The 22126-nt window shown below is 72.5% G+C and carries 26 protein-coding genes; 9 read left to right on the forward strand and 17 right to left on the reverse strand.

The genetic code is table 11. The features are described 5' to 3' along the window. Window positions 1-10: 10 nt before the first annotated feature. From AAME72_RS01490 to AAME72_RS01500, 3 genes are all read right to left on the reverse strand, one after another. Window positions 11-214 (reverse strand): cold-shock protein, encoded by a 204-nt coding sequence (locus AAME72_RS01490; protein ID WP_314149525.1) that lies wholly within the window; start codon window positions 212-214, stop codon window positions 11-13. Between the two features lie 157 nt (window positions 215-371). Next, the gene (locus AAME72_RS01495) at window positions 372-932 is read right to left on the reverse strand and encodes a LytR C-terminal domain-containing protein (protein ID WP_348788490.1); all 561 of its coding nucleotides are present in this window, start codon (window positions 930-932) and stop codon (window positions 372-374) included. A 22-nt stretch (window positions 933-954) separates the two neighbouring features. Beyond that, the gene (locus AAME72_RS01500; RefSeq protein ID WP_348788491.1) at window positions 955-1254 is read right to left on the reverse strand and encodes a DUF3263 domain-containing protein; all 300 of its coding nucleotides are present in this window, start codon (window positions 1252-1254) and stop codon (window positions 955-957) included. A 168-nt stretch (window positions 1255-1422) separates the two neighbouring features. On the opposite strand from AAME72_RS01500, the gene msrB reads away from it, so the two are divergent. After that, window positions 1423-1839, forward strand: coding sequence for a peptide-methionine (R)-S-oxide reductase MsrB (gene msrB / locus AAME72_RS01505; RefSeq protein ID WP_348788492.1), 417 nt, complete (start codon window positions 1423-1425; stop codon window positions 1837-1839). 13 nt (window positions 1840-1852) lie between these two features. Then, window positions 1853-2407, forward strand: a complete 555-nt coding sequence (locus AAME72_RS01510; protein WP_348788493.1) for a nitroreductase family protein — start codon at window positions 1853-1855, stop codon at window positions 2405-2407. Between the two features lie 6 nt (window positions 2408-2413). Here AAME72_RS01510 and AAME72_RS01515 read toward each other — a convergent pair whose 3' ends face one another. From AAME72_RS01515 to pdhA, 5 genes are read right to left on the reverse strand one after another with little or no spacing between them, the layout of a single operon-like run. Next, window positions 2414-3373, reverse strand: coding sequence for a DMT family transporter (locus tag AAME72_RS01515; RefSeq protein WP_348788494.1), 960 nt, complete (start codon window positions 3371-3373; stop codon window positions 2414-2416). Between the two features lie 31 nt (window positions 3374-3404). Next, entirely contained in the window at window positions 3405-3530 is a 126-nt protein-coding gene (locus AAME72_RS01520; protein WP_348788495.1) for a hypothetical protein, read from the reverse strand. Between the two features lie 2 nt (window positions 3531-3532). Next, a complete protein-coding gene (locus AAME72_RS01525; RefSeq protein WP_348788496.1) occupies window positions 3533-4948 on the reverse strand; it encodes a dihydrolipoamide acetyltransferase family protein in 1416 nt (471 codons plus the stop codon). Continuing rightward, window positions 4945-5994 (reverse strand): alpha-ketoacid dehydrogenase subunit beta, encoded by a 1050-nt coding sequence (locus AAME72_RS01530; RefSeq protein WP_348788497.1) that lies wholly within the window; start codon window positions 5992-5994, stop codon window positions 4945-4947. Before AAME72_RS01530 ends, AAME72_RS01525 begins: the two co-directional genes overlap by 4 nt. Beyond that, window positions 5991-7070 carry a pyruvate dehydrogenase (acetyl-transferring) E1 component subunit alpha gene (pdhA, locus tag AAME72_RS01535; protein WP_348788498.1) on the reverse strand — a complete coding sequence of 360 codons (1080 nt, stop codon included), beginning with the start codon at window positions 7068-7070 and terminating at the stop codon, window positions 5991-5993. The genes AAME72_RS01530 and pdhA overlap by 4 nt, the downstream gene beginning before the upstream one ends. A 128-nt stretch (window positions 7071-7198) precedes the next feature. On the opposite strand from pdhA, the gene AAME72_RS01540 reads away from it, so the two are divergent. From AAME72_RS01540 to AAME72_RS01555, 4 genes are all read left to right on the forward strand, one after another. Then, on the forward strand, window positions 7199-7627 hold the full coding sequence (locus tag AAME72_RS01540) for an Lrp/AsnC family transcriptional regulator (protein WP_348788499.1): 429 nt from the start codon (window positions 7199-7201) through the stop codon (window positions 7625-7627). Window positions 7628-7809: 182 nt separating this feature from the next. Continuing rightward, window positions 7810-8997, forward strand: a complete 1188-nt coding sequence (locus AAME72_RS01545; RefSeq protein WP_348788500.1) for a thiolase family protein — start codon at window positions 7810-7812, stop codon at window positions 8995-8997. Then, entirely contained in the window at window positions 8994-9737 is a 744-nt protein-coding gene (locus AAME72_RS01550) for an enoyl-CoA hydratase/isomerase family protein (RefSeq protein WP_348788501.1), read from the forward strand. The genes AAME72_RS01545 and AAME72_RS01550 overlap by 4 nt, the downstream gene beginning before the upstream one ends. After that, window positions 9734-10585 carry a 3-hydroxyacyl-CoA dehydrogenase family protein gene (locus AAME72_RS01555; RefSeq protein ID WP_348788502.1) on the forward strand — a complete coding sequence of 284 codons (852 nt, stop codon included), beginning with the start codon at window positions 9734-9736 and terminating at the stop codon, window positions 10583-10585. The genes AAME72_RS01550 and AAME72_RS01555 overlap by 4 nt, the downstream gene beginning before the upstream one ends. Here the strand turns inward: AAME72_RS01555 and AAME72_RS01560 are convergent. After that, the gene (locus tag AAME72_RS01560) at window positions 10569-10964 is read right to left on the reverse strand and encodes a hotdog fold thioesterase (protein ID WP_348788503.1); all 396 of its coding nucleotides are present in this window, start codon (window positions 10962-10964) and stop codon (window positions 10569-10571) included. The two genes, AAME72_RS01555 and AAME72_RS01560, sit on opposite strands and share 17 nt — an antisense overlap. Before the next feature lie 48 nt (window positions 10965-11012). On the opposite strand from AAME72_RS01560, the gene paaZ reads away from it, so the two are divergent. Further along, a complete protein-coding gene (gene paaZ, locus AAME72_RS01565) occupies window positions 11013-13094 on the forward strand; it encodes a phenylacetic acid degradation bifunctional protein PaaZ (protein ID WP_348788504.1) in 2082 nt (693 codons plus the stop codon). A gap of 94 nt (window positions 13095-13188) precedes the next feature. Here the strand turns inward: paaZ and AAME72_RS01570 are convergent, their stop codons facing one another. From AAME72_RS01570 to paaA, 6 genes are read right to left on the reverse strand one after another with little or no spacing between them, the layout of a single operon-like run. Next, complete coding sequence (locus tag AAME72_RS01570; protein WP_348788505.1) at window positions 13189-13959, reverse strand: enoyl-CoA hydratase-related protein; 771 nt, start codon at window positions 13957-13959, stop codon at window positions 13189-13191. 8 nt (window positions 13960-13967) lie between these two features. Beyond that, window positions 13968-15056, reverse strand: a complete 1089-nt coding sequence (gene paaE / locus AAME72_RS01575) for a 1,2-phenylacetyl-CoA epoxidase subunit PaaE (RefSeq protein WP_348788506.1) — start codon at window positions 15054-15056, stop codon at window positions 13968-13970. Window positions 15057-15066: 10 nt separating this feature from the next. Then, the gene (gene paaD, locus AAME72_RS01580) at window positions 15067-15552 is read right to left on the reverse strand and encodes a 1,2-phenylacetyl-CoA epoxidase subunit PaaD (protein ID WP_348790192.1); all 486 of its coding nucleotides are present in this window, start codon (window positions 15550-15552) and stop codon (window positions 15067-15069) included. After that, a complete protein-coding gene (gene paaC / locus AAME72_RS01585; RefSeq protein ID WP_348788507.1) occupies window positions 15546-16385 on the reverse strand; it encodes a 1,2-phenylacetyl-CoA epoxidase subunit PaaC in 840 nt (279 codons plus the stop codon). Before paaC ends, paaD begins: the two co-directional genes overlap by 7 nt. Further along, window positions 16382-16669, reverse strand: a complete 288-nt coding sequence (gene paaB, locus AAME72_RS01590) for a 1,2-phenylacetyl-CoA epoxidase subunit PaaB (RefSeq protein ID WP_348788508.1) — start codon at window positions 16667-16669, stop codon at window positions 16382-16384. The genes paaC and paaB overlap by 4 nt, the downstream gene beginning before the upstream one ends. Continuing rightward, window positions 16666-17703: a 1,2-phenylacetyl-CoA epoxidase subunit PaaA gene (gene paaA, locus AAME72_RS01595; RefSeq protein WP_348788509.1), complete on the reverse strand. Its 1038-nt coding sequence runs from the start codon at window positions 17701-17703 to the stop codon at window positions 16666-16668. The genes paaB and paaA overlap by 4 nt, the downstream gene beginning before the upstream one ends. A gap of 86 nt (window positions 17704-17789) precedes the next feature. Between paaA and AAME72_RS01600 the strand changes: the two genes are divergently transcribed. Together AAME72_RS01600 and AAME72_RS01605 are read left to right on the forward strand one after the other, a co-directional pair. Next, on the forward strand, window positions 17790-18383 hold the full coding sequence (locus tag AAME72_RS01600; RefSeq protein ID WP_348788510.1) for a TetR/AcrR family transcriptional regulator: 594 nt from the start codon (window positions 17790-17792) through the stop codon (window positions 18381-18383). 155 nt (window positions 18384-18538) lie between these two features. Continuing rightward, on the forward strand, window positions 18539-19924 hold the full coding sequence (locus tag AAME72_RS01605) for an LLM class flavin-dependent oxidoreductase (RefSeq protein ID WP_348788511.1): 1386 nt from the start codon (window positions 18539-18541) through the stop codon (window positions 19922-19924). A 261-nt stretch (window positions 19925-20185) separates the two neighbouring features. On the opposite strand, the gene AAME72_RS01610 is transcribed toward AAME72_RS01605, so the two are convergent. Together AAME72_RS01610 and AAME72_RS01615 are read right to left on the reverse strand one after the other, a co-directional pair. Beyond that, entirely contained in the window at window positions 20186-21391 is a 1206-nt protein-coding gene (locus tag AAME72_RS01610) for an MFS transporter (protein ID WP_348788512.1), read from the reverse strand. Further along, on the reverse strand, window positions 21388-22008 hold the full coding sequence (locus AAME72_RS01615) for a GntR family transcriptional regulator (RefSeq protein ID WP_348788513.1): 621 nt from the start codon (window positions 22006-22008) through the stop codon (window positions 21388-21390). Before AAME72_RS01615 ends, AAME72_RS01610 begins: the two co-directional genes overlap by 4 nt. Between the last annotated feature and the right edge of the window lie 118 nt (window positions 22009-22126).

The raw sequence follows: 22126 nt of genomic DNA on the forward strand, positions 1-22126 counted from the left end.
CGCTTGCGTACTACACCGGACGCACAGACTCGGCCTGCGGGCCCTTGTTGCCCGAGCCGACCTCGAACTGCACCTGCTGGCCCTCTTCGAGAACCTTGTAGCCGTTCATGTCAATTGCGGAGTAATGAACGAAAACGTCCTGTCCCCCACCTTCGACGGTGATGAATCCGTAGCCCTTCTCAGCGTTGAACCACTTCACGGTCCCGTTCGCCATGCATTACTCCCATTGCTGTGTCGCTCGCACGGTCCAGCGCCGCGCGTTGAATCCCGATCCTAATGCTTGGTATGCAGGTATTCGCCAGTCTTTTCGCCAATCCGTTACCAAAACGGCGGAAGTTAAACACACGCGAAACAATCGCGGGCGGCGGGGCTCAGCCGGTGTAGTTGCTCCCGAGCACGACGGTGAGGTCGGCGCCCGTGTCGGCGAAGTCCTGCGTCTGCTGGACGGTGGCGCCGGGCAGGGACGCCGCGACGCCGAGCGCGGCCGCCTGTTTGGCCGGGTCCGCGTAGTAGACGACGGTCTTCGCGACGTTGGTGTTGTCGGCGTTGGCGATCGCGCCGATCTTCCAGCCCGCCTTCGTCAGCACATCCGAAGCCTTCGCGCCGAGTCCCTCGGTCGCCGTGCCGTTCAGGATGTTGACCGACAGCGACGGGTCGACCGTCGGCGTGACCGTCGGGGTCGGCGTCGAGGTGGCGGTCGCGGTGGCGGAGCTCGGGCCGCCCTTCGAGTTGGGCGACGCGTGGAAGCTGATCGAGCCGCTCACCAGCGAGAGGCCGAAGACGCCGGCGCCGATGAGCACCACCGTGGCGAGAGCCGCCCAGCCGACCGCGATCCAGCCCCGCCCCTTCGGCCGCGGAGCCCGGTGCGCGCCGACGCGGTGCAGGTCGTCGGGGATCTCGTCGAACCGGTCTCTGGGGTATCTCTGTGCCATCTGGTGGGGGTTTCCTCGCGGGTCAGTCGGCGGGCGGGAGCATCCTGGCCTGCCGAGCGGCGAGCCGGCTCTCACGCAGCCGGAGCAGGCGCTTGACGAGCATGGGGTCGTGCTGGAGCGCCTCCGGGCGGTCGATCAGCGCACCGAGGAGCTGATAGTACCGGGCCGCCGAGAGACCGAACTCCTCGCGGATGGCCTGCTCCTTGGCGCCGGCGTGCCGCCACCACTGGCGCTCGAACGCGAGGATCGCGGCGTCACGACCACTCAGGCCGTCCGGCTCCGGCTCGGATCGGTGGTGGTTCGCAGCGTCCGCCACGCGCACCGCCTTCCCTCGCCGTCCTCGAGCCGACCTGCCCTGCGCTCGCGCATCATCCTAGAGGCGGCCTCCTGTGTGTTGCCCGTTTGGGCGCGGCACGTCGCGCGAGGAAACAGGGAACAGACGGCGCGCCCCACCCGTTTAGGCTGGGGAAACGACGAAAGGAAACGCGTGATGGACGCTGCCCAGGAGAACTACGACGTCACCAAGTCGGACGACGAGTGGCGCCGGGAGCTGAGCCCCGAGCAGTACGCGGTGCTGCGCGAGGCCGCGACCGAGCGTCCCTGGACCGGTGAGCTGCTCGACGAGGGCCGCGCCGGCCTCTATACCTGTGCCGCCTGCGGCGCGGAGCTGTTCAAGTCGGGCACCAAGTTCGACAGCGGCTGCGGCTGGCCGAGCTTCTACGAGTCCGTCCGCCCGGAGGCGGTGGAGCTGCTCGAGGACACCAGCCTCGGCATGGTGCGCACCGAGGTCCGCTGCGCAAGCTGCGGCTCGCACCTCGGCCACGTCTTCCCCGACGGCTTCGGGACGCCGACCGGCGACCGCTACTGCATGAACTCGATCTCGCTGAATTTCACGCCGGATGCCTGATCGGGAGCGAGGGGTGGCCGGCGATCTGGTCTCCCGCGTCGCGGCCCGCCGCTCGTACTCGCGGGTGACCCCGGACGCCCCGACGCACGAGGAGCTGCTGCCCCTGGTCGCCGCGGCCGGCCGGGTGGCCGACCACTCCGCGCTGCACCCGTGGCGGCTCATCGAACTGCGCGGCGACGCCCGGGTGCGGCTCGGCCGCGCGTTCGCGAAGGACGCGAAGCTGAGCGGCGAGGCCGCGGAGAAGCTCGCCGCCAAGCCGCTGCGCTCCTCCCTCCTCCTCGCGGTCGTCTCGGTGCGGACGAAGAGCGAGAAGGTGCCGGGCTGGGAGCAGGACGCGGTCGCGTCGGGCGTCGCGCACATCCTGAGCCTGCTGCTGCACGACGCGGGCTGGGGCGTGATCTGGCGTACCGGCCACCACACCCGATCCAAGGCGGTCCATAAGATGCACGGCCTGGCGAGCAACGAGCGGCTGCTCGGCTGGTTGTACGTGGGCGGCATCCCCGAGGACAGCAAGGAGGGTCACCGCAAGACGATCGACCCCTCCCGCTTCCTCAGCGTGCTGGAGTAGCGCCGCTCAGGCGTCGACGCGGTCGGCGCGGCGGGAGCCCCAGCGGATGCTGGCGACGGCGACCGCGACGAGCGCGAGGGCGGTTCCACCGATCGTCGAGAACGGGATGGGGCCGCCCGTGGTCGGCGCGAACACATCCAGCAGCAGTGCGGTGACCAGCTGGCCCGCGATGGTGGCAAGGCCCAGCAGCAGGACGCCGGTGATCCGCACCAGCAGGGCAGAGGCGCCGATGAAGACGCAGCCGATGGCGCCGCCGATGTAGAGCCACGGCTCGGTCGGGAGCGGGTTCGGCAGGCCGGCGAATGCCCAGTCGACGAACATCAGGACGAGCAGCACGACGGTGCCGACGAGGAAGTTGATGAACGTGGCGGTCAGGGCGCTCTCCGCGAGGACGCGCACCTGCCCGTTGACGGCCTGCTGCCAGCCCATGCCGAGACCCGCGATGAGTGGGAGCAGCATCATCCACACGGGGACGCTGCCGCCGAACTCGGCCGAGACCGCCCAGGCCACCGCGATCAGCGCGACGATCGCGCCGGCCAACCGTGCCGGGGTGAGCGGCCGGCGGCCGCCGGGGCCGAGGCCGATGCGGTCGAGCACCAGGCCGCTGACCGTCTGACCGGCGACGACGGAGACGGTGAACAGTGCGACGCCCAGAGCCGCGGCGGCGATCCCCTGGGAGAGCACCAGGAACGAGCCGGCGGCGCCTCCCATCACGTACCACCAGCGCAGCTCGCCGCCGCGCAGCGCACCGCCGACGCGACGGAGGCCGCGGCGCCCGGCTGGCGCGATCGCGAGCGCGACGATCAGGATGATGAGGCCGGAGCCGAACGAGATCGCGGCGGCCGTGAAGCCGTCGCCGAGTCGGTGGCCGAGCTCACCGTTGATGCGGGACTGCAGGGCGACGCCCGCCCCGCACACGATGGCGAGGACGAGCGCCAGCCAGAGGGGGAAGCTACGCGCGGTCACTCCCCCAACCCTACGGGGTCAGGGGCGCCGGTCAGGGCGCGGGGGCCTCGCCGTCGCTGGGCTCGGGATGCGGCAGCCAGGGGCTGTTCTCCTCGGGCGCCACCTCCTTCTCCGTCTCGAGGTCGTAGTCGTCGTCGTCCTTCTTCTTGTCCGTCATGCTCACACCGTACCCGGGGCCTCGGCGGCCAGGAAGGCGAACGGCGACTCGACCGCGTCCGCGACCTCGCGCAGGAACCCGGCTGCGACCCCGCCGTCGGTGACGCGGTGGTCGAAGACCAGCGAGAGCTGCACGATCCGGCGCGGGACGACGGCGCCGTCGACCACCCACGGCCGCTCGATCATCCTGCCGACACCGAGGATCGCGACCTCGGGATGGTTGATGATCGCGGCGCTGCCGTCGACGCCGAGGCTGCCGTAGTTGTTGACGGTGAAGGTGGAGCCGGTGAGGTCGGCAGGAGGCAGCGTGCCCTCGCGCGCGGCGGCCGCCAGCGCGCCGATGGCGGCGTCGAGGTCGAGGACGCTCATCCGGTCGGCGCGGCGCACGACCGGGACGACGAGGCCGCGCGGGGTGTCCGCCGCGACGCCGAGATTGACGCCATTGAAGGTCTCCAGCGCCGTGCCGTCCGCGCTCACCCGGCCGCCGAGCTCGGGATGCCGGACGAGCGACGCGAGCGCGAAGCGGCCGATGAAGGCGAGCAGGGAGGGAGCGCGGCCACCGGAGGCTGCGGAGGCGAGCCGGCGCCGCGCATCCCACAGCTCCGTCGCGTCGGCGTCCACCCAGACGGTCGCCTCGGGGATCTCGCTGCGGCTGCGCACCATCGCGTCGGCGACGGTGCGGCGGAACCGCGAGAACGGGGTGGTCGCGGCGAGCGCGAGGCCGGTGCGCGGGTCGACGGCGGGGGTCGCCGCGGGCGTGGGCGCGGGCTCGGGGCGGACGGCGGGCTCGGGCGCGACCGCTGGTTCGGCCGTGGGCCCGGAGGTCGCCGCGGTGGGGGCGGGTGCTGTCGCGGGCTCGGTGGGCGCCGGCGCCGCGGGGAAGATCGCCGCCTCCACGTCGCGCCTGGTCACGACGCCGCCCTCGCCGCTCGGGCGCAGCGCGGCGATGTCGACGCCGTTCCGGTGCGCGAGCGCGCGCACCACGGGCGACACGACCGGCACCACCCGGCCGGGGGCGGGCGCCGTGATGGTCGAGGAGGCGGTGGTGCGGGAGCGACGCCGCACCGTGGCGTGATCGGTGGTGCCGTAGCCGACGAGCACCTGGCCGGAGCCGCCGTCCGGTGCGGGCGCGGGCGCATCCATCGGTGCGGGCGGACCCTCGGGCGCTACCGCCGGCGCGTCATCGCCCACCTCGATCAGCGGGGCGCCGACGAGCACCGTCTCGCCCTCCTCGCCGTGCAGCGCCGCCACCACGCCGGCGAACGGCGTCGGCACCTCCACGACCGACTTGGCGGTCTCCACCTCTGCGATCGGCTGATCCACCGTCACCACGTCGCCGACGGCGACCAGCCAGCGGACCAGTCCGGCGTCCGTCAGCCCCTCGCCGAGGTCGGGGAGCGCGAACACCCGGGGGCTCACGCGTCCTCCCACTGCAGCGAGTCGACCGCATCGAGCACGCGGTCCACGTTGGGCAGGTAGAACCTCTCCAGCTTGGGCGGGGCGAACGGGGTGTCGAACCCGGTCACCCGGCGCACCGGCGCCTCCAGATAGTGGAAGCAGCGCTCCGACACCCGGGCGGCGATCTCGGCCGCGACGCTCGCGAAGCCGGGCGCCTCGGCCACGACGACGGCCCTGCCGGTGGCGCGGACGGCCGCGCACACGGTCTCGTCGTCGAACGGGACGATGCTGCGCAGGTCGACGACGGCGAGGCTGCGGCCGTCCTCGGCGGCGGCCTCGGCAGCGGCGAGCGCGACAGGGACGGTCGGGCCGTACGCGATGAGCGTCGCGTCGGTGCCCTCCCTGGCGACGCGGGCGCGGCCGATCTCCGGCAGCGGCGCCGCGGTGTCCACCTCGCCGGTCGACCAGTACAGCTTCTTCGGCTCCAGGAAGACCACGGGGTCGGGATGCGCGATCGCCGCGCGCAGCAAGCCGTAAGCGTCCTGCGGGGTGGCCGGGGAGACGACCGTCAGCCCCGGGGTGTGCGCGTAGTACGCCTCGGACGAGTCGGAGTGGTGCTCCACTCCCCCGATCCCGCCGGCGAACGGGATGCGGATCACCATCGGCAGCCGCACCGCCCCGCGCGTGCGGTTCCCCATCTTGGCGACGTGGTCGACGATCTGCTCGAACGCGGGGTAGGCGAACGCGTCGAACTGCATCTCGACGACGGGACGCATCCCGTTCATCGCCATGCCGACCGCGGTGCCGACGATGCCGGACTCGGCGAGCGGGGTGTCGAAGCAGCGGTTCTCGCCGAAGCGGGCGGTCAGGCCGTCGGTGATGCGGAAGACGCCGCCGAGCGTCCCGACGTCCTCGCCGAAGACGAGCACGGCGGGGTCGGCCTCGAGGGCGTCGGCCAGCGCGCGGTTGAGCGCCTGGGCCATGGTCATGGTCGCGACGGCGGGCGCGGCGCTGTGCGCGGCGTCGTCGGCGGAGCGGTCGGCGGGGGCGTCGTGCATGAGCGTCATCGGGCGGCCTCCTGTTCGGCGGCGAGCTGCGCGGCCTGCTCGCGCAGCTGCGGGGTGGGGGTGGCGTAGACGAAGGAGAAGAGGTCCTCTGGGTGCGGCGCCGCCTCCTCGGTGATCGCGGCGCGGAGGCCGGCGGCGACCCGCTCGGCGTGCGCGTGCAGTTCGGCGTCGTCGCCGTCGGTGAGCCCGGCGTTCGCGCGCAGCCAGGTGCGCAGCCGCAGCAGCGGGTCGCGGGCCACCCAGGGGTCCACCTCGTCCTGGGAGCGGTAGCGCGTGGCGTCGTCCGCATTCGTGTGCGACTTCATCCGGTACGTGATCGCCTCGACCAGCGTCGGGCCGCCGCCCTCGCGCGCCTCGTCGACCGCCTCCCCGAGCACGGCGAGCAGGGCTGCGAGGTCGTTTCCGTCGACGAGGCGGCCGCGCATCCCGTAGCCGATGCCCTTGTGCGCGAGACTCGGCGCCGCGGTCTGTCTGCGCAGCGGCACCGAGATGGCGTAGCCGTTGTTCTGCACCAGGAAGACCACGGGCAGGTGGAAGACGGCGGCGAAGTTCAGCGCCTCGTGGAAGTCGCCCTCGCTGGTGGCGCCGTCGCCGCACATCGCGACGACCACGGTGTCCTCGCCGCGCATCCTGGCGGCGTGCGCGAAGCCGACGGCGTGCAGCAGCTGCGTGGCGAGCGGTGTCGCCTGCGGCGCGACGCGCACCCGGTTCGGGTCGTAGCCGGAGTGCCAGTCGCCGCGGAGCAGCAGGAAGGCGTCGAACGGATCCACGCCGCGCGTGACGACGGCGACCGAGTCGCGGTAGGTCGGGAACAGCCAGTCGCCGTCGGCGAGGACCATGGCCGCCGCCACCTCGCAGGCCTCCTGGCCGTGCGAGGACGGGTAGACGGCGAGCCGTCCCTGCCGGACGAGGGCGTCGGCCTGGTCGTTGAGGCGTCGGCCGAGCACCAGGTGGCCGTAGCCGGTGCGCAGCAGGTCGGCGGACGGGAACGGGTAGTGCTCGTGCTGATGGCCCGAGCCCTCCTCGTCGATGAGCCGGAGCGGGGTGTCGCCCGGCAGCAGATCGTCGGCGTGCATCTGTTCTCCTTCGAAAGACGTCGCTGCTTCTCAGGATGACTTCGCTGGACCGGCGGCGCTACGGGTCCGCGAGAACCGAGACGAATGCATGGCATTCTGCGGGGTTCGGTGGCAAACTGTCTGCCACCATGGACGACATCGACGGCCGCATCGTCGCGGCACTCCGCGCGGACGGCCGCGCCTCGATCACGGCGGTCGCCGAGGCGGCGCACGTCTCGCGCGCGAACGCCTACGCACGGCTCTCCCGGCTGCTGGACGACGGCGTCATCACCGGGTTCACGGCGAAGCTGGACCCGCGCCGCTCAGGCCGCGCCTCTTCCGCGTACGTGACGATGCGGGTGGAGCAGGCGGACTGGCACGCGCTCCGCGATCGGCTGCGGCAGATCCCCGAGGTGGAGCACTTCGCGTTGGTGGGCGGCGACTTCGACGTGATCCTGCTGGTGCGGGCGCGCGACAACGAGGACCTTCGGCGGGTGGTGCTGGAGGAGCTGACGAGCATCCCATCGGTGCGCGACACCAAGACCTCGCTCGTGTTCGAGGACCACGACCTGCGCTGAGCCCGGAGCCTACCGCGGTTTGCGCCAAATCGTGGTTCTGAGGCGGCCATACCCACGATTTGGCACAAATCTCGCTAGGGGCAGCGCGGGAGTCAGCGCCGTCGCTTGCCGGGTGCGGGCGGGTCTGCGACTATTTACTTGCTGAACGTTCGTTCGGTAATTCGCTCTCGAGGAGGACAGCGATGACCGAGGCCTACCTCGTCGGCGGCGTCCGCACCCCGGTCGGCCGCTACGGCGGCGCCCTCGCCGGCGTGCGCCCCGACGACCTCGCCGCGCTGGTGGTGGCCGAGGCCGTGCGGCGCGCTGGCGTCGACCCTGCAGCCATCGACGAGGTGGTGCTTGGAGCCGCGAACCAGGCCGGGGAGGACAACCGCAACGTCGCCAGGATGGCCGTGCTGCTGGCGGGGCTGCCGGACTCCGTCCCCGCAGTCACGGTGAACAGGCTGTGCGCCTCCGGCCTCAGCGCGGTCACGATGGCAGGCCAGGCCATCCGTGCGGGAGACGCGGAGCTCGTCGTCGCCGGCGGCGTCGAATCGATGACGCGGGCGCCCTGGGTGCAGGCGAAGCCGGAGCGCCCCTGGGCGAAACCGGGCCCGCAGTTCGACACCTCGATCGGCTGGCGGTTCACGAACCCGCGCCTGGCCGAGAGGGACAAGGCGATGTACAGCATGCCGGAGACCGCGGAGGAGGTCGCCCGCATCGACGGCATCACCCGCGAGGACGCGGACGCGTTCGCCCTCGCAAGCCACCGCCGCGCCGCCGCCGCGACCGACGCGGGCCGCTTCGCCTCCGAGATCGTGCCGGTGCCGACGCGCGCGGGCGCCGTGGACGCGGACGAGAGCATCCGCCGCGACACCAGCGCGGAGGCGCTCGCGGCGCTGAAGCCGGTGGTCGCGGGCGGCACGGTGGTGACGGCGGGCAACTCCTCCCCGCTGAACGACGGCGCGTCGGCGATCGTGGTCGCGAGCGCCGAGGCGGTCGACCGCTACGGCCTGCGCCCGCGGGCGCGGATCGTCTCCGCGGCGAGCGCGGGCGTCGCGCCGGAGGTGATGGGGCTCGGCCCGGTCCCCGCCACGATGAAGGCGCTGGAGCGCGCCGGGCTGGACGTCGGCGACCTCGGCTGCGTCGAGCTCAACGAGGCGTTCGCGAGCCAGGCGCTCGCGTCCATCCGCCGCCTCGGGCTGGACCCGAATACGGTGAACGCCGACGGCGGCGCCATCGCGCTCGGCCACGCGCTCGGCTCGAGCGGGTCGCGCATCCTGGTCACCCTGCTCGGACGGATGCAGCGCGAGGGCGCGCGCTACGGGCTCGCCACGATGTGCGTCGGGGTCGGCCAGGGCGCGGCGATGATCGTCGAGGCCATGCCGTGAGCGCCGTGGAGACGCTGATCGTGGACGAGGCCACCGACCGGCTCGTCGTCACCCTGAACCGGCCGGACAAGCGCAACGCGATCGACCAGCGGATGGTCGACGAGCTGCACGCGGTGTGCGAGCGGCTCGAGCGCGACCCGCGCATCCTCATCCTCACCGGGTCGGATGGCGTGTTCGCGTCCGGAGCCGACATCGCCGAGCTGCGCGACCGCACGGCGATCGACGCCCGGCGCAGCATCAACGCGACGATCTTCTCGCGGATCGCGGCGCTGCCGATGCCGGTGATCGCCGCCGTCGACGGGTACGCGCTCGGGGGCGGCGCCGAGCTGGCGTATGCCGCCGACTTCCGCGTCGGCACGCCGCGGCTGCGGATCGGGAACCCGGAGACCGGGCTCGGGATCATCGCCGCGGCCGGAGCGCTGTGGCGGCTTCCGCAGCTGGTCGGCGAGCCGCTGGCGAAGGAGATGGTGCTGGCCGGGCGCATCCTGACCGGCGAGGAGGCGCTCGCGGCGCGGCTGGTCGGGGACCTGTTCGAGCCGTCGGAACTGCTCGCCGGCGCGCACGCCCTCGCCGACAGGATCGCCGCGAACGACCCGCTCGCCACCCGCTTCACGAAGGCGGTGCTGGCCGCTCCGCCCGCACGGCACCCGCGCGCGGAGCGCGAGGCCCAGGCGGTGCTGTTCGAGTCGCCGGAGAAGCACCGGCGGATGACCGCGTTCCTGGAGAGGAGGCGGCGATGACCGCGCTGCCGCAGCGGATCGGCGTCATCGGGGGCGGCCGGATGGGCGCAGGGATCGCGCACGCCTTCCTGATGGCGGGCGCGACGGTTGCGGTGGTCGAGCAGAACGCGACGGCCGCCGCGCAGGCGCGCGACCGCATCCTGGACGCCGTCGCCGGCAGCGTCGAACGCGGCGCGGTCGCGCCCGACCCCGAGCGGCTGCTGGTGACCGTGACCTGGGAGGCGCTCAGCGGCGCCGGCCTGGTCGTCGAGGCGGTGCCGGAGCTGGCCGACCTGAAGCGGGAGGCGCTGCGCCGCGCGGAGGACCTGCTGGAGCCGGACGCGGTGCTCGCGACCAACACCTCCTCGCTCTCCGTCGACGCGCTCGCCGAGGCGCTGGAGCGTCCGGGTGCGTTCCTCGGGATGCACTTCTTCAACCCGGTCCCGGCGTCCGCGCTCGTCGAGGTGGTGGACGGCACCGCCACCTCGCCGAACGCGCTGCAGGCGGTGACCGGCTGGGTGCGGGCACTCGGCAAGACCGCGGTCGTTGTGCGCGACTCCCCCGGGTTCGCCTCCTCGCGGCTCGGCGTGCTGCTCGGCCTGGAGGCCATCCGGATGGTCGAGGAGGGCGTCGCGACACCCGAGGACATCGACGCCGCGATGACCCTCGGCTACAAGCATCCGGTCGGGCCGCTCCGGCTGACCGACATCGTCGGCCTCGACGTCCGCCTCGACATCGCCGAGTACCTGGCGCGGGAGCTCGGCCCGCGCTTCGAGCCGCCCGCCCTGCTGCGCAGCATGGTCGCCGAGGGGATGCTCGGCCGCAAGGCCGGGCGGGGCTTCTACCTCTGGCCTAGCGAGCCTCGATGATGAGGTTGGTGATGCGCGCGGTGCAGAGCCGGTTGCCGTCCTCGTCGGTCACGACGACCTCGTGCGAGGTGACCGTGCGGCCCAGCCGGATCGCCGTCGCGACGCCGGTGACCAGCCCGGACCGCGCCGAGCGGTGGTGCGTCGCGTTGATGTCGAGGCCCACGGCGCTGCGTCCTGGGCCGGCGTGGATGACCGCCGCCCACGAGCCGAGCGCCTCCGCGAACGCGATCGACGCCCCTCCGTGCAGCAGCCCGAACGACTGGCGGTTGCCCTCGACGGGCATCGTCGCCACCACGCGTTCCGCTGACTGCTCCAGGATGCGAACGCCCATCTTCTCATCGAGCTCGCCGAGCTCGATCGTCCAGTCTCCATCGGCCACGGGACCAGCCTACGTCCCACCGGCCGCCTCGACCCCGGGAGGGAACCCATGACGCTGCCCAGCTACATCCGCGGAGAGTGGTGGACGCCGGGAGTCGGCGACGGCGCAGCCGGCGACGGCGCGACCGACGACGGCGCGACCGACGTGCTCGACGCCTCCACCGGCGAGCTCGTCGCCCGGGTCGGCGCGACCGGTCTCGACCTCGTCGGCGCGGTCGACTACGCCCGCACCGTCGGCCAGGCTTCCCTCGGCGAGCTCACTTTCCACCAGCGGGCGCTGCTGCTGAAGCAGCTGGCGCAGGCGCTGACCGCCCGCAAGCAGGAGCTGTACGACCTCTCCGCGCGCGCCGGTGCGACCCTCCAGGACTCGTGGATCGACGTGGACGGCGGCATCGGCGCCCTGTTCACCTACGCGTCCAAGGGGCGGCGCGAGCTGCCCAACGCCCGGGTCTACGTCGACGGCGCTCCCGAGCCGCTGTCGAAGGACGGCTCGTTCCTGGGCCAGCACATCTTCACCCGGCTGCCGGGGGTCGCGGTGCAGATCAACGCCTTCAACTTCCCGGTCTGGGGGATGCTCGAGAAGTTCGCGCCGGCGTTCCTCGCCGGCATGCCGACGCTGGTCAAGCCGGCCACGCCGACCGCGTACGTCGCGGAGGCCGCCGTGCGGATCATGGTGGAGTCCGGGCTGCTGCCCGACGGATCCCTGCAGCTGGTCTGCGGCGCGGTGCCCGGCCTCCTGGATGCGCTGCGGCTGGGCGACCTCGTCGCCTTCACCGGGTCGGCGTCCACCGCCGAGAAGCTGCGGCAGCACGACTCGGTGCAGACGGGCGGCGTGCGCTTCACCAGCGAGACCGACTCCATCAACGCCTCCGTGCTCGGGCCGGACGCGGTCACAGGGACCCCCGAGTTCGACGCGTACGTGAAGCAGCTCGTGGTCGAGCTGACGGCCAAGTCGGGCCAGAAGTGCACGGCCATCCGCCGTGCGATCGTGCCGGAGCCGCTGGTGGACGACGTGCTCGCGGCGGTCCGCGAGCGCATCGCCTCCCGCGTAGTCGTGGGCGATCCGCGCGCGGAGGGCGTGACCATGGGTCCGCTCGCGTCGCGCGCGCAGCGCGCCGAGGTGCTGCGTCAGGTGGCGCGGCTGGTGGAGGCGGGCGGCGAGCTGGTGCTCGGCGGGCTCGACCAGCCGACGGTCGTGCACGCCGATGGGAGCCTCGGCGTCGCGACCGAGGGCGCCTTCGTCGCCCCGATCGTGCTGCGGTTCGCCGACGCCAGGACGCCGGAGGCGCACACGGTGGAGGCGTTCGGTCCGGTCGCGGCCGTGCTGTCCTACCGCACGGCGGGCGAGGCGGCGGAGCTGGTCGCGCTCGGCGGCGGCTCGCTCGTCACCAGCGCGGCGACGCACGACGCCGACTTCGCGCGCGAGCTGGTGCTCGCCTCCGCGGCGTACAACGGCCGCATCCTGCTGCTCGACCGGGACGACGCGCGCACCTCCACCGGCCACGGCTCGCCGGTGCCGCACCTGGTCCACGGCGGCCCCGGCCGCGCGGGCGGCGGCGAGGAGCTGGGCGGGATCCGGGCGGTGCTGCACCACATGCAGCGGACCGCCATCCAGGGCTCGCCCGACATGCTCACGGCCGTCACCGGGGTGTGGCACGAGGGGGCTGCGACCGGGGACGACGGCGTGCACCCCTTCCGCAAGTCGCTGGCGACGCTGCGGATCGGGGATCGGGTCGCGAGCGACTCCCGCCGGGTGACCCTCGACGACATCGAGTCCTTCGCGACGTTCACCGGCGACACGTTCTACGCCCACATGGACGAGGAGGCGGCGGCCGCGAACCCGTTCTTCCCCGGGCGCGTCGCGCACGGCTACCTGCTGGTCTCCTGGGCGGCCGGCCTGTTCGTCGACCCGGCTCCCGGACCGGTGCTCGCCAACTACGGGCTGGAGAACCTGCGCTTCCTGACGCCGGTGGTCCCGGGCGACAGCATCCGCGTCGCGCTCACCGCGAAGCAGATCACGCCGCGCGAGACCGACGACTACGGCGAGGTGCGCTGGGACGCCCGCATCCTGAACCAGCGAGACGAACTCGTCGCCTCCTACGACGTGCTGACCCTCGTCGCGAAGGAGTAGCGGACCAGCTCCAGGCCGCCGAGCACAGGAAAAAGGTCGCGAAATCGGCGATTTCTCGACCCTTTTCCTGTGCTCGGCGGCGTGGGCGGGCGGGTCAGCGGCCGGTGAAGTGCGGGGGGCGCTTCTGCTGGAAGGCGGCGAAGCCCTCGCGGTAGTCGGCGGTGTCGCGGAGGGCGGCCTGCGCGGCGTTCTCCGCGTCCATGGAGGACCACAGGTCGAGGGAGCCATCACGCAGCCCCGCGACGATCCGCTTGCTCGCCAGGAAGGCCTGAGTCGCACCGCGCGCGGCGGCGGCGGCCGCGGCATCCACCTCGTCCGTCAGCCCGTCGGCCGGCAGCGCACGGCTGAACAGACCGCCCGCCACCGCCTCCGCTCCCGAGAGCAGCCGGCCCGAGTAGATCAGGTCGAGCGCGCGGTGCGGGCCGAGCCGCGAGACCAGCAGCCAGTGGCCGCCGGAGTCGAGGGCCGCGCCGAGCGCGGCGAACGGCGAGCCGACCTTGGCATCCTCGGCCACGAACACGACATCCGTCGCCAGCAGCAGGCCGAGTCCCACCCCGAGGGATGCGCCCTGGGCGGCCGCGAACGTCGGCGCCGGGAACGCGCTCATCCGGTGCAGCAGCGGCGTGACCAGCCCGTCGAGGTACGCGGGAACGTCGTCGGTCGCGGGGTCGACGCCGGCGATGTCGCGTCCCGCGCAGAACGATCGCCCCTCGCCGCGCAGCACGAGCGCGCGGACGCCCGCGCCCTCCGCCTCGGCGTACGCCGCATCCAGGCGCCGCAGATCGTCCGGCCCGAGGGCGTTCAGGCGCTCCGGCGCGTTCAGCGTCACCCGGGCGATCCCGTCGTCGATGGTCAGCTCGATCATGGCGCTCCCTACACGTCGTAGTCCACGACGACTTTCTCGGTCAGGGGATGGGACTGGCAGGTCAGCACGTAGCCGCGCTCCAGCTCCTCCGGCTCCAGCGCATAGTTCTCGGTCATCCGCACGTCGCCGGTGAGCAGCCGCGCCCTGCACGTGCCGCAGACGCCGCCCGCGCACGCGAACGGGACGTCCGGACGGACGCGCAGCGCGGCGTTGAGCACGGACTCGTTCGCGTCCACCGGAGTGGTCACAGTCGAGGTCTGGCCGTCCAGCGTGAACTCGATCTCCACCGTCTTCTCGCCGTCGTGCACGACCACCGGGCGCCCGGCGTCGCCGCGCACCTCCCCCGGCTCCCCGGTCGTGAACAGCTCGAAGTGGATGCGCTCCCGCGGCACGCCGCGCGCCTCCAGCACGTCCCGGCACAGCTGCACCAGCTCGAACGGCCCGCACAGGAACCACTCGTCGACTGTCTCCGGGGGCAGCAGGCCGTCGAGCATCCGCTGCAGCCGGTCCTCGTCGATGCGGCCGGAGAGCAGCGGCGCTGAGCGCTGCTCGCGGGAGAGCACGTGGTGCAGGGCGAGCCGGGACGGGTAGCGGTCCTTCAGGTCGGCGAGCTCCTCCAGGAACATCACGTCGATCGCTGTGCGGTTGGTATAGACGAGCGTGAACCGGCTGGTGGCGGACGCGGCGAGGATGCTCGAGGCGAGCGCCATCAGCGGGGTGATGCCCGAGCCGGCGGCGATGCCGGCGACATGCACGTGGTCCAGCGCGCCGAGGTCTGTGGTGAAGGTGCCCTGCGGACTCATCACGTCGATCCGGTCGCCCGGGCGCAGCGCGCTGGTGGCCCAGGTCGAGAACGCGCCGCCGAGGTCGCGCTTGATCGCGACGCTGATCCGCCCGGGCGACGGCGGCCGGCAGATCGAGTAGCTGCGCCGCAGCTCGTGGCCGTCGACCGTGGCCCGCAGCGCGACGTGCTGACCGGGGAGGTAGTCGTACTCGCCCCGGAGCTCGTCCGGCACGGCGAAGGTCACCTCGACGCTCGCCGCGGTCAGCGGCCTGACCTCGGCGACGGCGAGCGTGTGGAAGCGCGCGCGGGCCATCAGCGCGACCTCACAGCGCCTTGAAGTGGTCGAACGGCTCGCCGCAGCCCTCGCACACGTACAGGGCCTTGCACGCCGTGGAGCCGAAGTGCGACACCTCCCTCGTCTTCAGCGACCCGCACTGCGGGCACTTGACGGCGAGGGTGAGCCGCACAGGACCGGCGCCGCTCGGCGGCGCGATGCCGTACGCGCGCAGCGCCGCCTTGCCCGCGTCGCTGATCCAGTCGGTCGTCCAGGCCGGCGAGAGCACGAGCCGCACCCGGACGTCCCCGAATCCCGCGGCGTCGAGGGCGCGGACCACGTCCTCCCGGATGGCGTCCATCGCCGGGCAGCCGGAGTAGGTCGGGGTCATCACGACCTCGACGCCGGTGTCGGTCACCGTCACCTCGCGGAGGATGCCCAGGTCGTCGATCGTGAGCACCGGCACCTCGGGGTCGAGGACCGCGGCCGCGGTGGCCCAGGCGCGTCCCGCCTCGGCGGCGTGCCCGGTCACCAGCTCGCTCCGGGGTGCCGGCGAGCGAGCACCTGCAGCTCCGCCAGGAGCGGCCCGAGGTGCTCTGAGTGCCGTCCACGTCGCCCTCCGCCCGAGGAGGCGAATGTGGCCGGCGGCTCCAGCTCCGCCTCCGCGATCACGGGGGCGATGCCCGACTCGAACGGCTCGTGGAGGGTGGATGGCCGCACCGCGACCCCCTCCAGCCGGTCGATCAGCGGCTCGTCGTGGAACAGGTCCGCCGTCCACGGCCAGAGGTCGTCGAGCGCCACGAGGGTGCGCCCCCTCGACTCGTCCGTGCCGAGCGCGAGGCGCAGCATCCAGCGGTCGGCGTGGTCGCGGTGGTAGTCGACCTCCTTGACTGCCTTCGCGGCGACGCCGGCGAGCACCGGGTCGGCGGAGGCGCGCAACCGCTCGTAGAGCTCGTAGAGGTAGTGGGATGCGGCGAACTGGCGGACGATCGTGTGCGCGAAGTCCCCGTTCGGCTGCTCGAACAGGTGGGCGGAGCGGAACGCGTGCTCGTCGCGCCAATAGGCCAGGTCGTCCTCGGTACGGCCGTCGGCGGTGCCCGCGTAGCGGAGCAGCGAGCGCGCGTGGCCGAGCAGGTCGAGCGCGATGTTGGCGAGCGCGACGTCCTCTTCCAGCTCCGGCGCCCGCGAGATCCACCAGCCGAGCCGCTGGGAGAGCACGAGGGAGTCGTCGCCGAGCCAGAGCGCATACTCGGCGACGTCCGGGCTCGCGGCGGCATCGGAGTCCGCCGCGACGAACTCGGCGGAGAGGGTCACCGCGCTCAGCTCCACGTGACCGTGCGGATCCGTGATCGTCTCGTCCTCGCTCACAGGTGCTTCACCCCCTCGGCCTCGGTGTAGTACGTGGCGTGCCGGAAGTTCTTGCCCTCGGCGGACTCGAAGAACGCGTCCTTCGCGTCCGGGTCGCTCGCCGTGATCGCGTCGGAGCGGACCACCCAGATCGAGACGCCCTCGCCGCGCCGGGTGTAGAGGTCGCGGGCGTTGCGCACCGCCATCTCCTCATCCGGGGCGTGCAGCGACCCGACGTGCACGTGGCTGAGCCCGCGGGAGGCGCGCACGAACACCTCCCAGAGCGGCCAGACCTCGGGCGTCACGCGACCGCCCCCGCCCCGACGGGCGCGGCGGTCGCCGCTGCGGCGGTCGCTGCTGCGGTGGCGCGCTTCGCTGCGTATGCCGCCGCGGCCTCCCGCACCCAGGCGCCGTCCTCGTGCGCCTCCCGGCGACGCTGCATCCGCTGCGCGTTGCACGGCCCACGGCCGGCGATCACCTCCTGCAGCTCGCTCCAGTCGATCGGCCCGATGTCGTACGCCTGCGTGTTCTCGTTCCAGCGCAGCTCGGGGTCGGGCAGGGTCACACCGAGCGCCTCGGCCTGAGGCACCAGCATCCCGACGAAGCGCTGGCGGAGCTCGTCGTTCGAGAAGCGCTTGATCTTCCACGCCATCGACCGCGCCGAGTTGGGCGAGTCGCCGTCGGGAGGTCCGAACATCATCAGCGACGGCCAGTACCAGCGGTCGACCGCGTCCTGCGCCATCCTTCGCTGCTCCGGCGTCCCGCGCATGAGGGCGAGCAGGATCTCGAAGCCCTGGCGCTGGTGGAACGACTCCTCCTTGCAGATGCGCACCATCGCGCGGCCGTAGGGAGCGTAGGAGCAGCGGCAGAGCGGCACCTGGTTGCAGATGGCCGCGCCGTCGACCAGCCAGCCGATCGCGCCGATGTCGGCCCAGCTGAGCGTGGGGTAGTTGAAGATCGAGGAGTATTTCGCGCGTCCGGAGATCAGCTGCTCGGTCATCTCGTCCCGGGTGATCCCGAGCGTCTGCGTCGCGGAGTAGAGGTAGAGGCCGTGGCCCGCCTCGTCCTGCACCTTCGCCATCAGGATCGCCTTGCGCTTCAGGCTGGGCGCGCGGGTGATCCAGTTCGCCTCCGGCTGCATCCCGATGATCTCGGAGTGGGCGTGCTGCGACATCTGCCGGATGAGCGTGCGCCGGTAGTCGTCGGGCATCCAGTCGCGGGGCTCCACGCGGGAGTCGGCGGCGATGAGCTCGTCGAAGCGTGCGCGGCCGGCCGCGTCCTCCGCCCTCTCGTCTGTCTCGTGGACGTGCTGCTGCGCCTGCGGTGCCGTGGCCGCCATTGGCCCTCCTCCGTGCTGACGATCTTTACTGACTGATCGTTCGTTCAGTATATCGCCCGTCCCGGTCTTCGTGCCACACTGGGCGGATGACCGACACGCTGCCCAGCGAGGGCCTGCGCCGCGGCCGTCCCGGCTACGACCAGCGCGGCATCCTCGAGGTCGCCGTCGCCGCGTTCAACGAGCACGGCTACGACGCCACCTCCATCGGGATGCTCGCCGAGCGCCTCGGCCTGTCGAAGTCGGCGATCTACCACCACGTGTCCTCGAAGGACGAGCTGCTCGCCCTGGCGCTCGATGAGGCGCTCGACGGCTTGGAGGGGGTGCTGCGCTCCCCGGAGGCCGGAACGGGCACGGCGGCGGAACGGCTCGCGGTCGTGCTGCGCGGCGCGGTGCGGGTGCTCGCCGACAAGCTGCCGTACGTCACGCTGCTGCTGCGGGTCCGCGGCAACACCGACGTGGAGCGGGCAGCGCTGGCCCGCCGTCGCGCGTTCGACCACGCGGTCGCCGACCTCGTCGCCGAGGCGCGCGCGGAGGGCTCGCTGCGCGCCGACGCCGACCCGGCCGTGATCGCCCGTCTGCTGTTCGGGATGATCAACTCGCTCACCGAGTGGTACGACCCCGCCGGGCCGCTCACCCCCGACGAGCTGGCCGACACCATCCTGGCGTTCACGCTGCGCTGAGCGGGCCGCGACGCCGTCGCCCAACCGACATTTGGCGCAAATCGTGGTCACGGCACCGCTCGTTCCCGACATTTGGCGCAAATCGTGGGCCAGGCCCGTTACGCCGCGTGACGCGCGGCGTGCGGCGGGCGCGGCGCCGTTGCATCCTGGAGCGCATGACGAGGCAGATCCGATTCAACGCGTTCGACATGAACTGCGTCGCCCACCAGTCGTCCGGCATGTGGCGGCACCCCGATGACCAGGCCTGGCGCTACAAGGACCTCACCTACTGGACCGAGCTCGCGAAGCTGCTGGAGCGCGGGAAGTTCGACGGCATCTTCATCGCCGACGTGCTCGGCACCTACGACGTCTACGGCGGCAGCAACGAGGCGGCCATCCGGCACGGCGCGCAGGTGCCCGTGAACGACCCCATCCTGCTGGTCTCGGCGATGGCGCTGGTCACCGAGAACCTCGGCTTCGGCATCACCGCCGGCACCGCCTACGAGCACCCGTACCCGTTCGCCCGCAGGATGTCGACGCTCGACCACCTGACCAAGGGACGCGTCGGCTGGAACGTCGTCACCGGCTACCTGCCGTCCGCCGCACGCAACATGGGCCACGACGACCAGCTCCAGCACGACGACCGCTACGACCACGCGGACGAGTACCTGGAGGTGCTCTACAAGCTGTGGGAGGGGTCCTGGGAGGACGACGCGGTGGTACGCGACCGCGAGTCCGGCGTGTTCACCGACCCGTCGAAGGTGCACGAGATCGGCCACCAGGGCAAGCACTTCACCGTGCCCGGCATCCACCTCTCCGAGCCGAGCCCGCAGCGCACCCCGGTGATCTACCAGGCCGGGGCCTCCAAGCGCGGCATCTCGTTCGCGGCCGAGAACGCCGAGGCGATCTTCGTCGCTGCCTCCACCAAGGCGGGACTGAAGGAGACGGTCGGCAAGCTCCGGGATGCGCTGGAGGCGGCGGGACGCGACCGCTACTCCGCGCGCATCTACACGCTGCTCACGATCATCACCGACGAGACGAGCGAGAAGGCGCAGGCGAAGTTCGAGGACTTCCTGCAGTACACCTCCGACGAGGGCGCGCTCGTGTTCATGTCCGGGTGGATGGGCGTCGACCTCTCCGAGTACGACCTCGACGAGCCGATCGGCAACGTGAAGAGCAACGCCATCCAGTCCGCGGTCGCGAACTTCCAGCGTCCGAACGAGGACGGCGGCGAATGGACGGTGCGCGACATCGGCCGCAACGGCGCGATCGGCGGCCTCGGCCCCTACATCGTCGGCTCAGCATCGGAGGTCGCGGACACCCTGCAGGAGTGGGTGGAGGACACCGACGTCGACGGCTTCAACCTCGCCTACGCGATCACGCCCGGAACCTTCGAGGACATCGTCGAGTTCATCGTCCCCGAGCTGCAGCGCCGCGGCGCCTACCCCACCGACTACGTGGACGGCACGCTGCGCAACAAGCTGCACGGCGACGGCGACCGCCTCCCGGAGACGCACCGCGGTGCGCGCTACCGCATCGGCTCGGCGGTCGCACGGGGCTGAGCGCGGCGCAGGTAGACCCGCCGTTCTGCCTGCCCGCGGCGCACGGCCCGCAGGAAAATGCGGCGCAGGCGGGCATGGGCTTCGAAATGTGCCCGCTCACGCGGCGCCCGCGGTGAGGGTAACACCCGGGCGTCGCGGCCCCCTCCACGTGCGGCCCGGCCGCGGGCGAGCCGCCGAGCACAGGGAAAATGTCGCGAATCGCGCCGGATCGCGACACTTCTCCTGTGCTCGGCGGCCTCGGGCGGCCCGTGAGGCCGGGCGCTAGGCCTCGGCCGGGCGCGGGAGGTGCTTGGTCGAGGAGAGCAGCAGCATCAGCGCCGACAGACCGGCCAGCGCGACGAGCGCGACGAACAGACCGATCGTCGACAGCGGCGGGGTGACCGCCGCGAGCAGGGTCGGCACCAGGAAGCCGGCGTACGCGACGGCGTAGAACATCCCCGTCAACCCCGCCAGGTCGCGCGGGGAGGCGATGCTCTGCACCTCGAGCAGCCCGGAGACGAGCGCGATGCCCATCCCCGCGCCGAGCACCACCGCCGCGACCAGGCCGAGCAGCAGCGACCGGAAGGCGACCGCCCCGGTCAGCACGACCAGTCCGGCGGCGATCGTGCCGAGCGCAGCGACGAGTCCCCGCGCGCTCGCGAGCGAGTGCAGCCGCTTCGCGATCGGCTGGACCAGCGAGGCGACGCCGAGCGCGACGACGGTGAGGACGGTCGCGTAGCCGAGCCCCCACTCCCCCGTCTCGTCGCCGAGCAGCACCGGGAGGTACCCGTAGGCGAGGGCCGCCGCAGCGAAGATCCACGGGGCCGCGACCATCACCACACGGCGGAACCGCTTGTGGGCGGCGGCGGGGATGCGCAGCTGCTCCCGGAGCGGGCCGCGCTCGCCGCCGGTCACGACCGTCTCCGGCACGCGCAGCACCGCCCAGAGGCACGGCAGCGTCAGCAGGATGTGGACGACGAACGGCAGCTCCTCGCCGAACACCGTGAACTGCGCGATCCCGCCCGCCACCAGCGCTCCGGCCGCCGAGCCGAGCGTGAACGCCAGGGAGGCGCGGCGCGCGCCCGCGGCCCGGTCGACGCCCGGCTCGTAGCGCGGAGACGACACCTCCTTCATCCAGCTCGTCCCGACCGCCATCGCGATGCCGACGGTGATGCCGGAGAGCAGCCGGCCGGCGTAGATCGGAACCGGGCCGAGTGCCCCCAGCGCCAGGCTGGCGCTCGCGAGCAGCGCGGTGACGACGCCCGCGGTCAGCACCGGCCGGCGTCCGTGCCGGTCGGACAGCGCCCCGGCGACCAGCAGCGCTGGCGCGAGCCCGAGCACGTAGACGCCGAGGAACATGTTGACGGTGAGCTCGCTGTAGTGCTGGACGTCCTTGTACATCAGCAGCAGCGGGCTGAACTGGTTCCCGCACCAGCTGCAGAAGAACATGACGGCGAACACCGGCCGCCACGGCGCGCGCCGGCTCACAGCGCGCCCTGGTTTCGTGCGATGTGGGTGCGCAGCAGGGCCGCGTAGTCCGCGCCCGCGCGCAACGCGTCGAGGAGCGCCTGGTGGTCGGCGAGCGAGTCGGCGAGCGTGTCCGGTCGCACCCGGAACAGCTGGTGCCGGATGCGCTGCTGGCGGTCGCGCAGCATCCCGTAGAACCGGGCGGCGAGCTCGTTCCCCGACGCGTCGACGACCGCCGCGTGGAACCACTGGTCGGCCTCGACGAACCGCTCGACGTCGCCCGCGCCGATCGCGGCGCGCTGCTCGGCGAGCGCCTCCTCCAGCGCGCTCACCAGCGCATCGTCGGTGCCGCCGGCCTCGTGGATGCGCGCCGCCGCGGTCGCTTCGATCGCCTCGCGGAGGTCGAGCACGTTCTGCGCCTCGCGCGGCGACATCGGCACCACGACAGCACCGCGCCGCGGCTCGAGGGCGAGCAGCCCCTCGGCAGCTAGCCGCAGGAACGCCTCGTGCACGGGGGTGCGGCTCACGCCGATCTCCGCCCCGAGTTGCGCCTCGCTGAGCAGCGTCCCGCCCGGTGCCTCCCCGGACAGGATCAGGCGCTTGGTGTGGGCGTATGCGTGCTCGGCGGCGGGGATCATGCCCCCATCCTACGCCTTGCATGCAAGCTTGCGTGCAAGGCATCAGGAGCCGTCGAGCACAGGAAAAGTGTCGCGAAACCCGCCGGATCGCGACACTTTTCCTGTGCTCGGCGGCCCC

It is taken from the genome of Leifsonia sp. NPDC080035 (assembly GCF_040050925.1).
Taxonomy (GTDB): domain Bacteria; phylum Actinomycetota; class Actinomycetes; order Actinomycetales; family Microbacteriaceae; genus Leifsonia.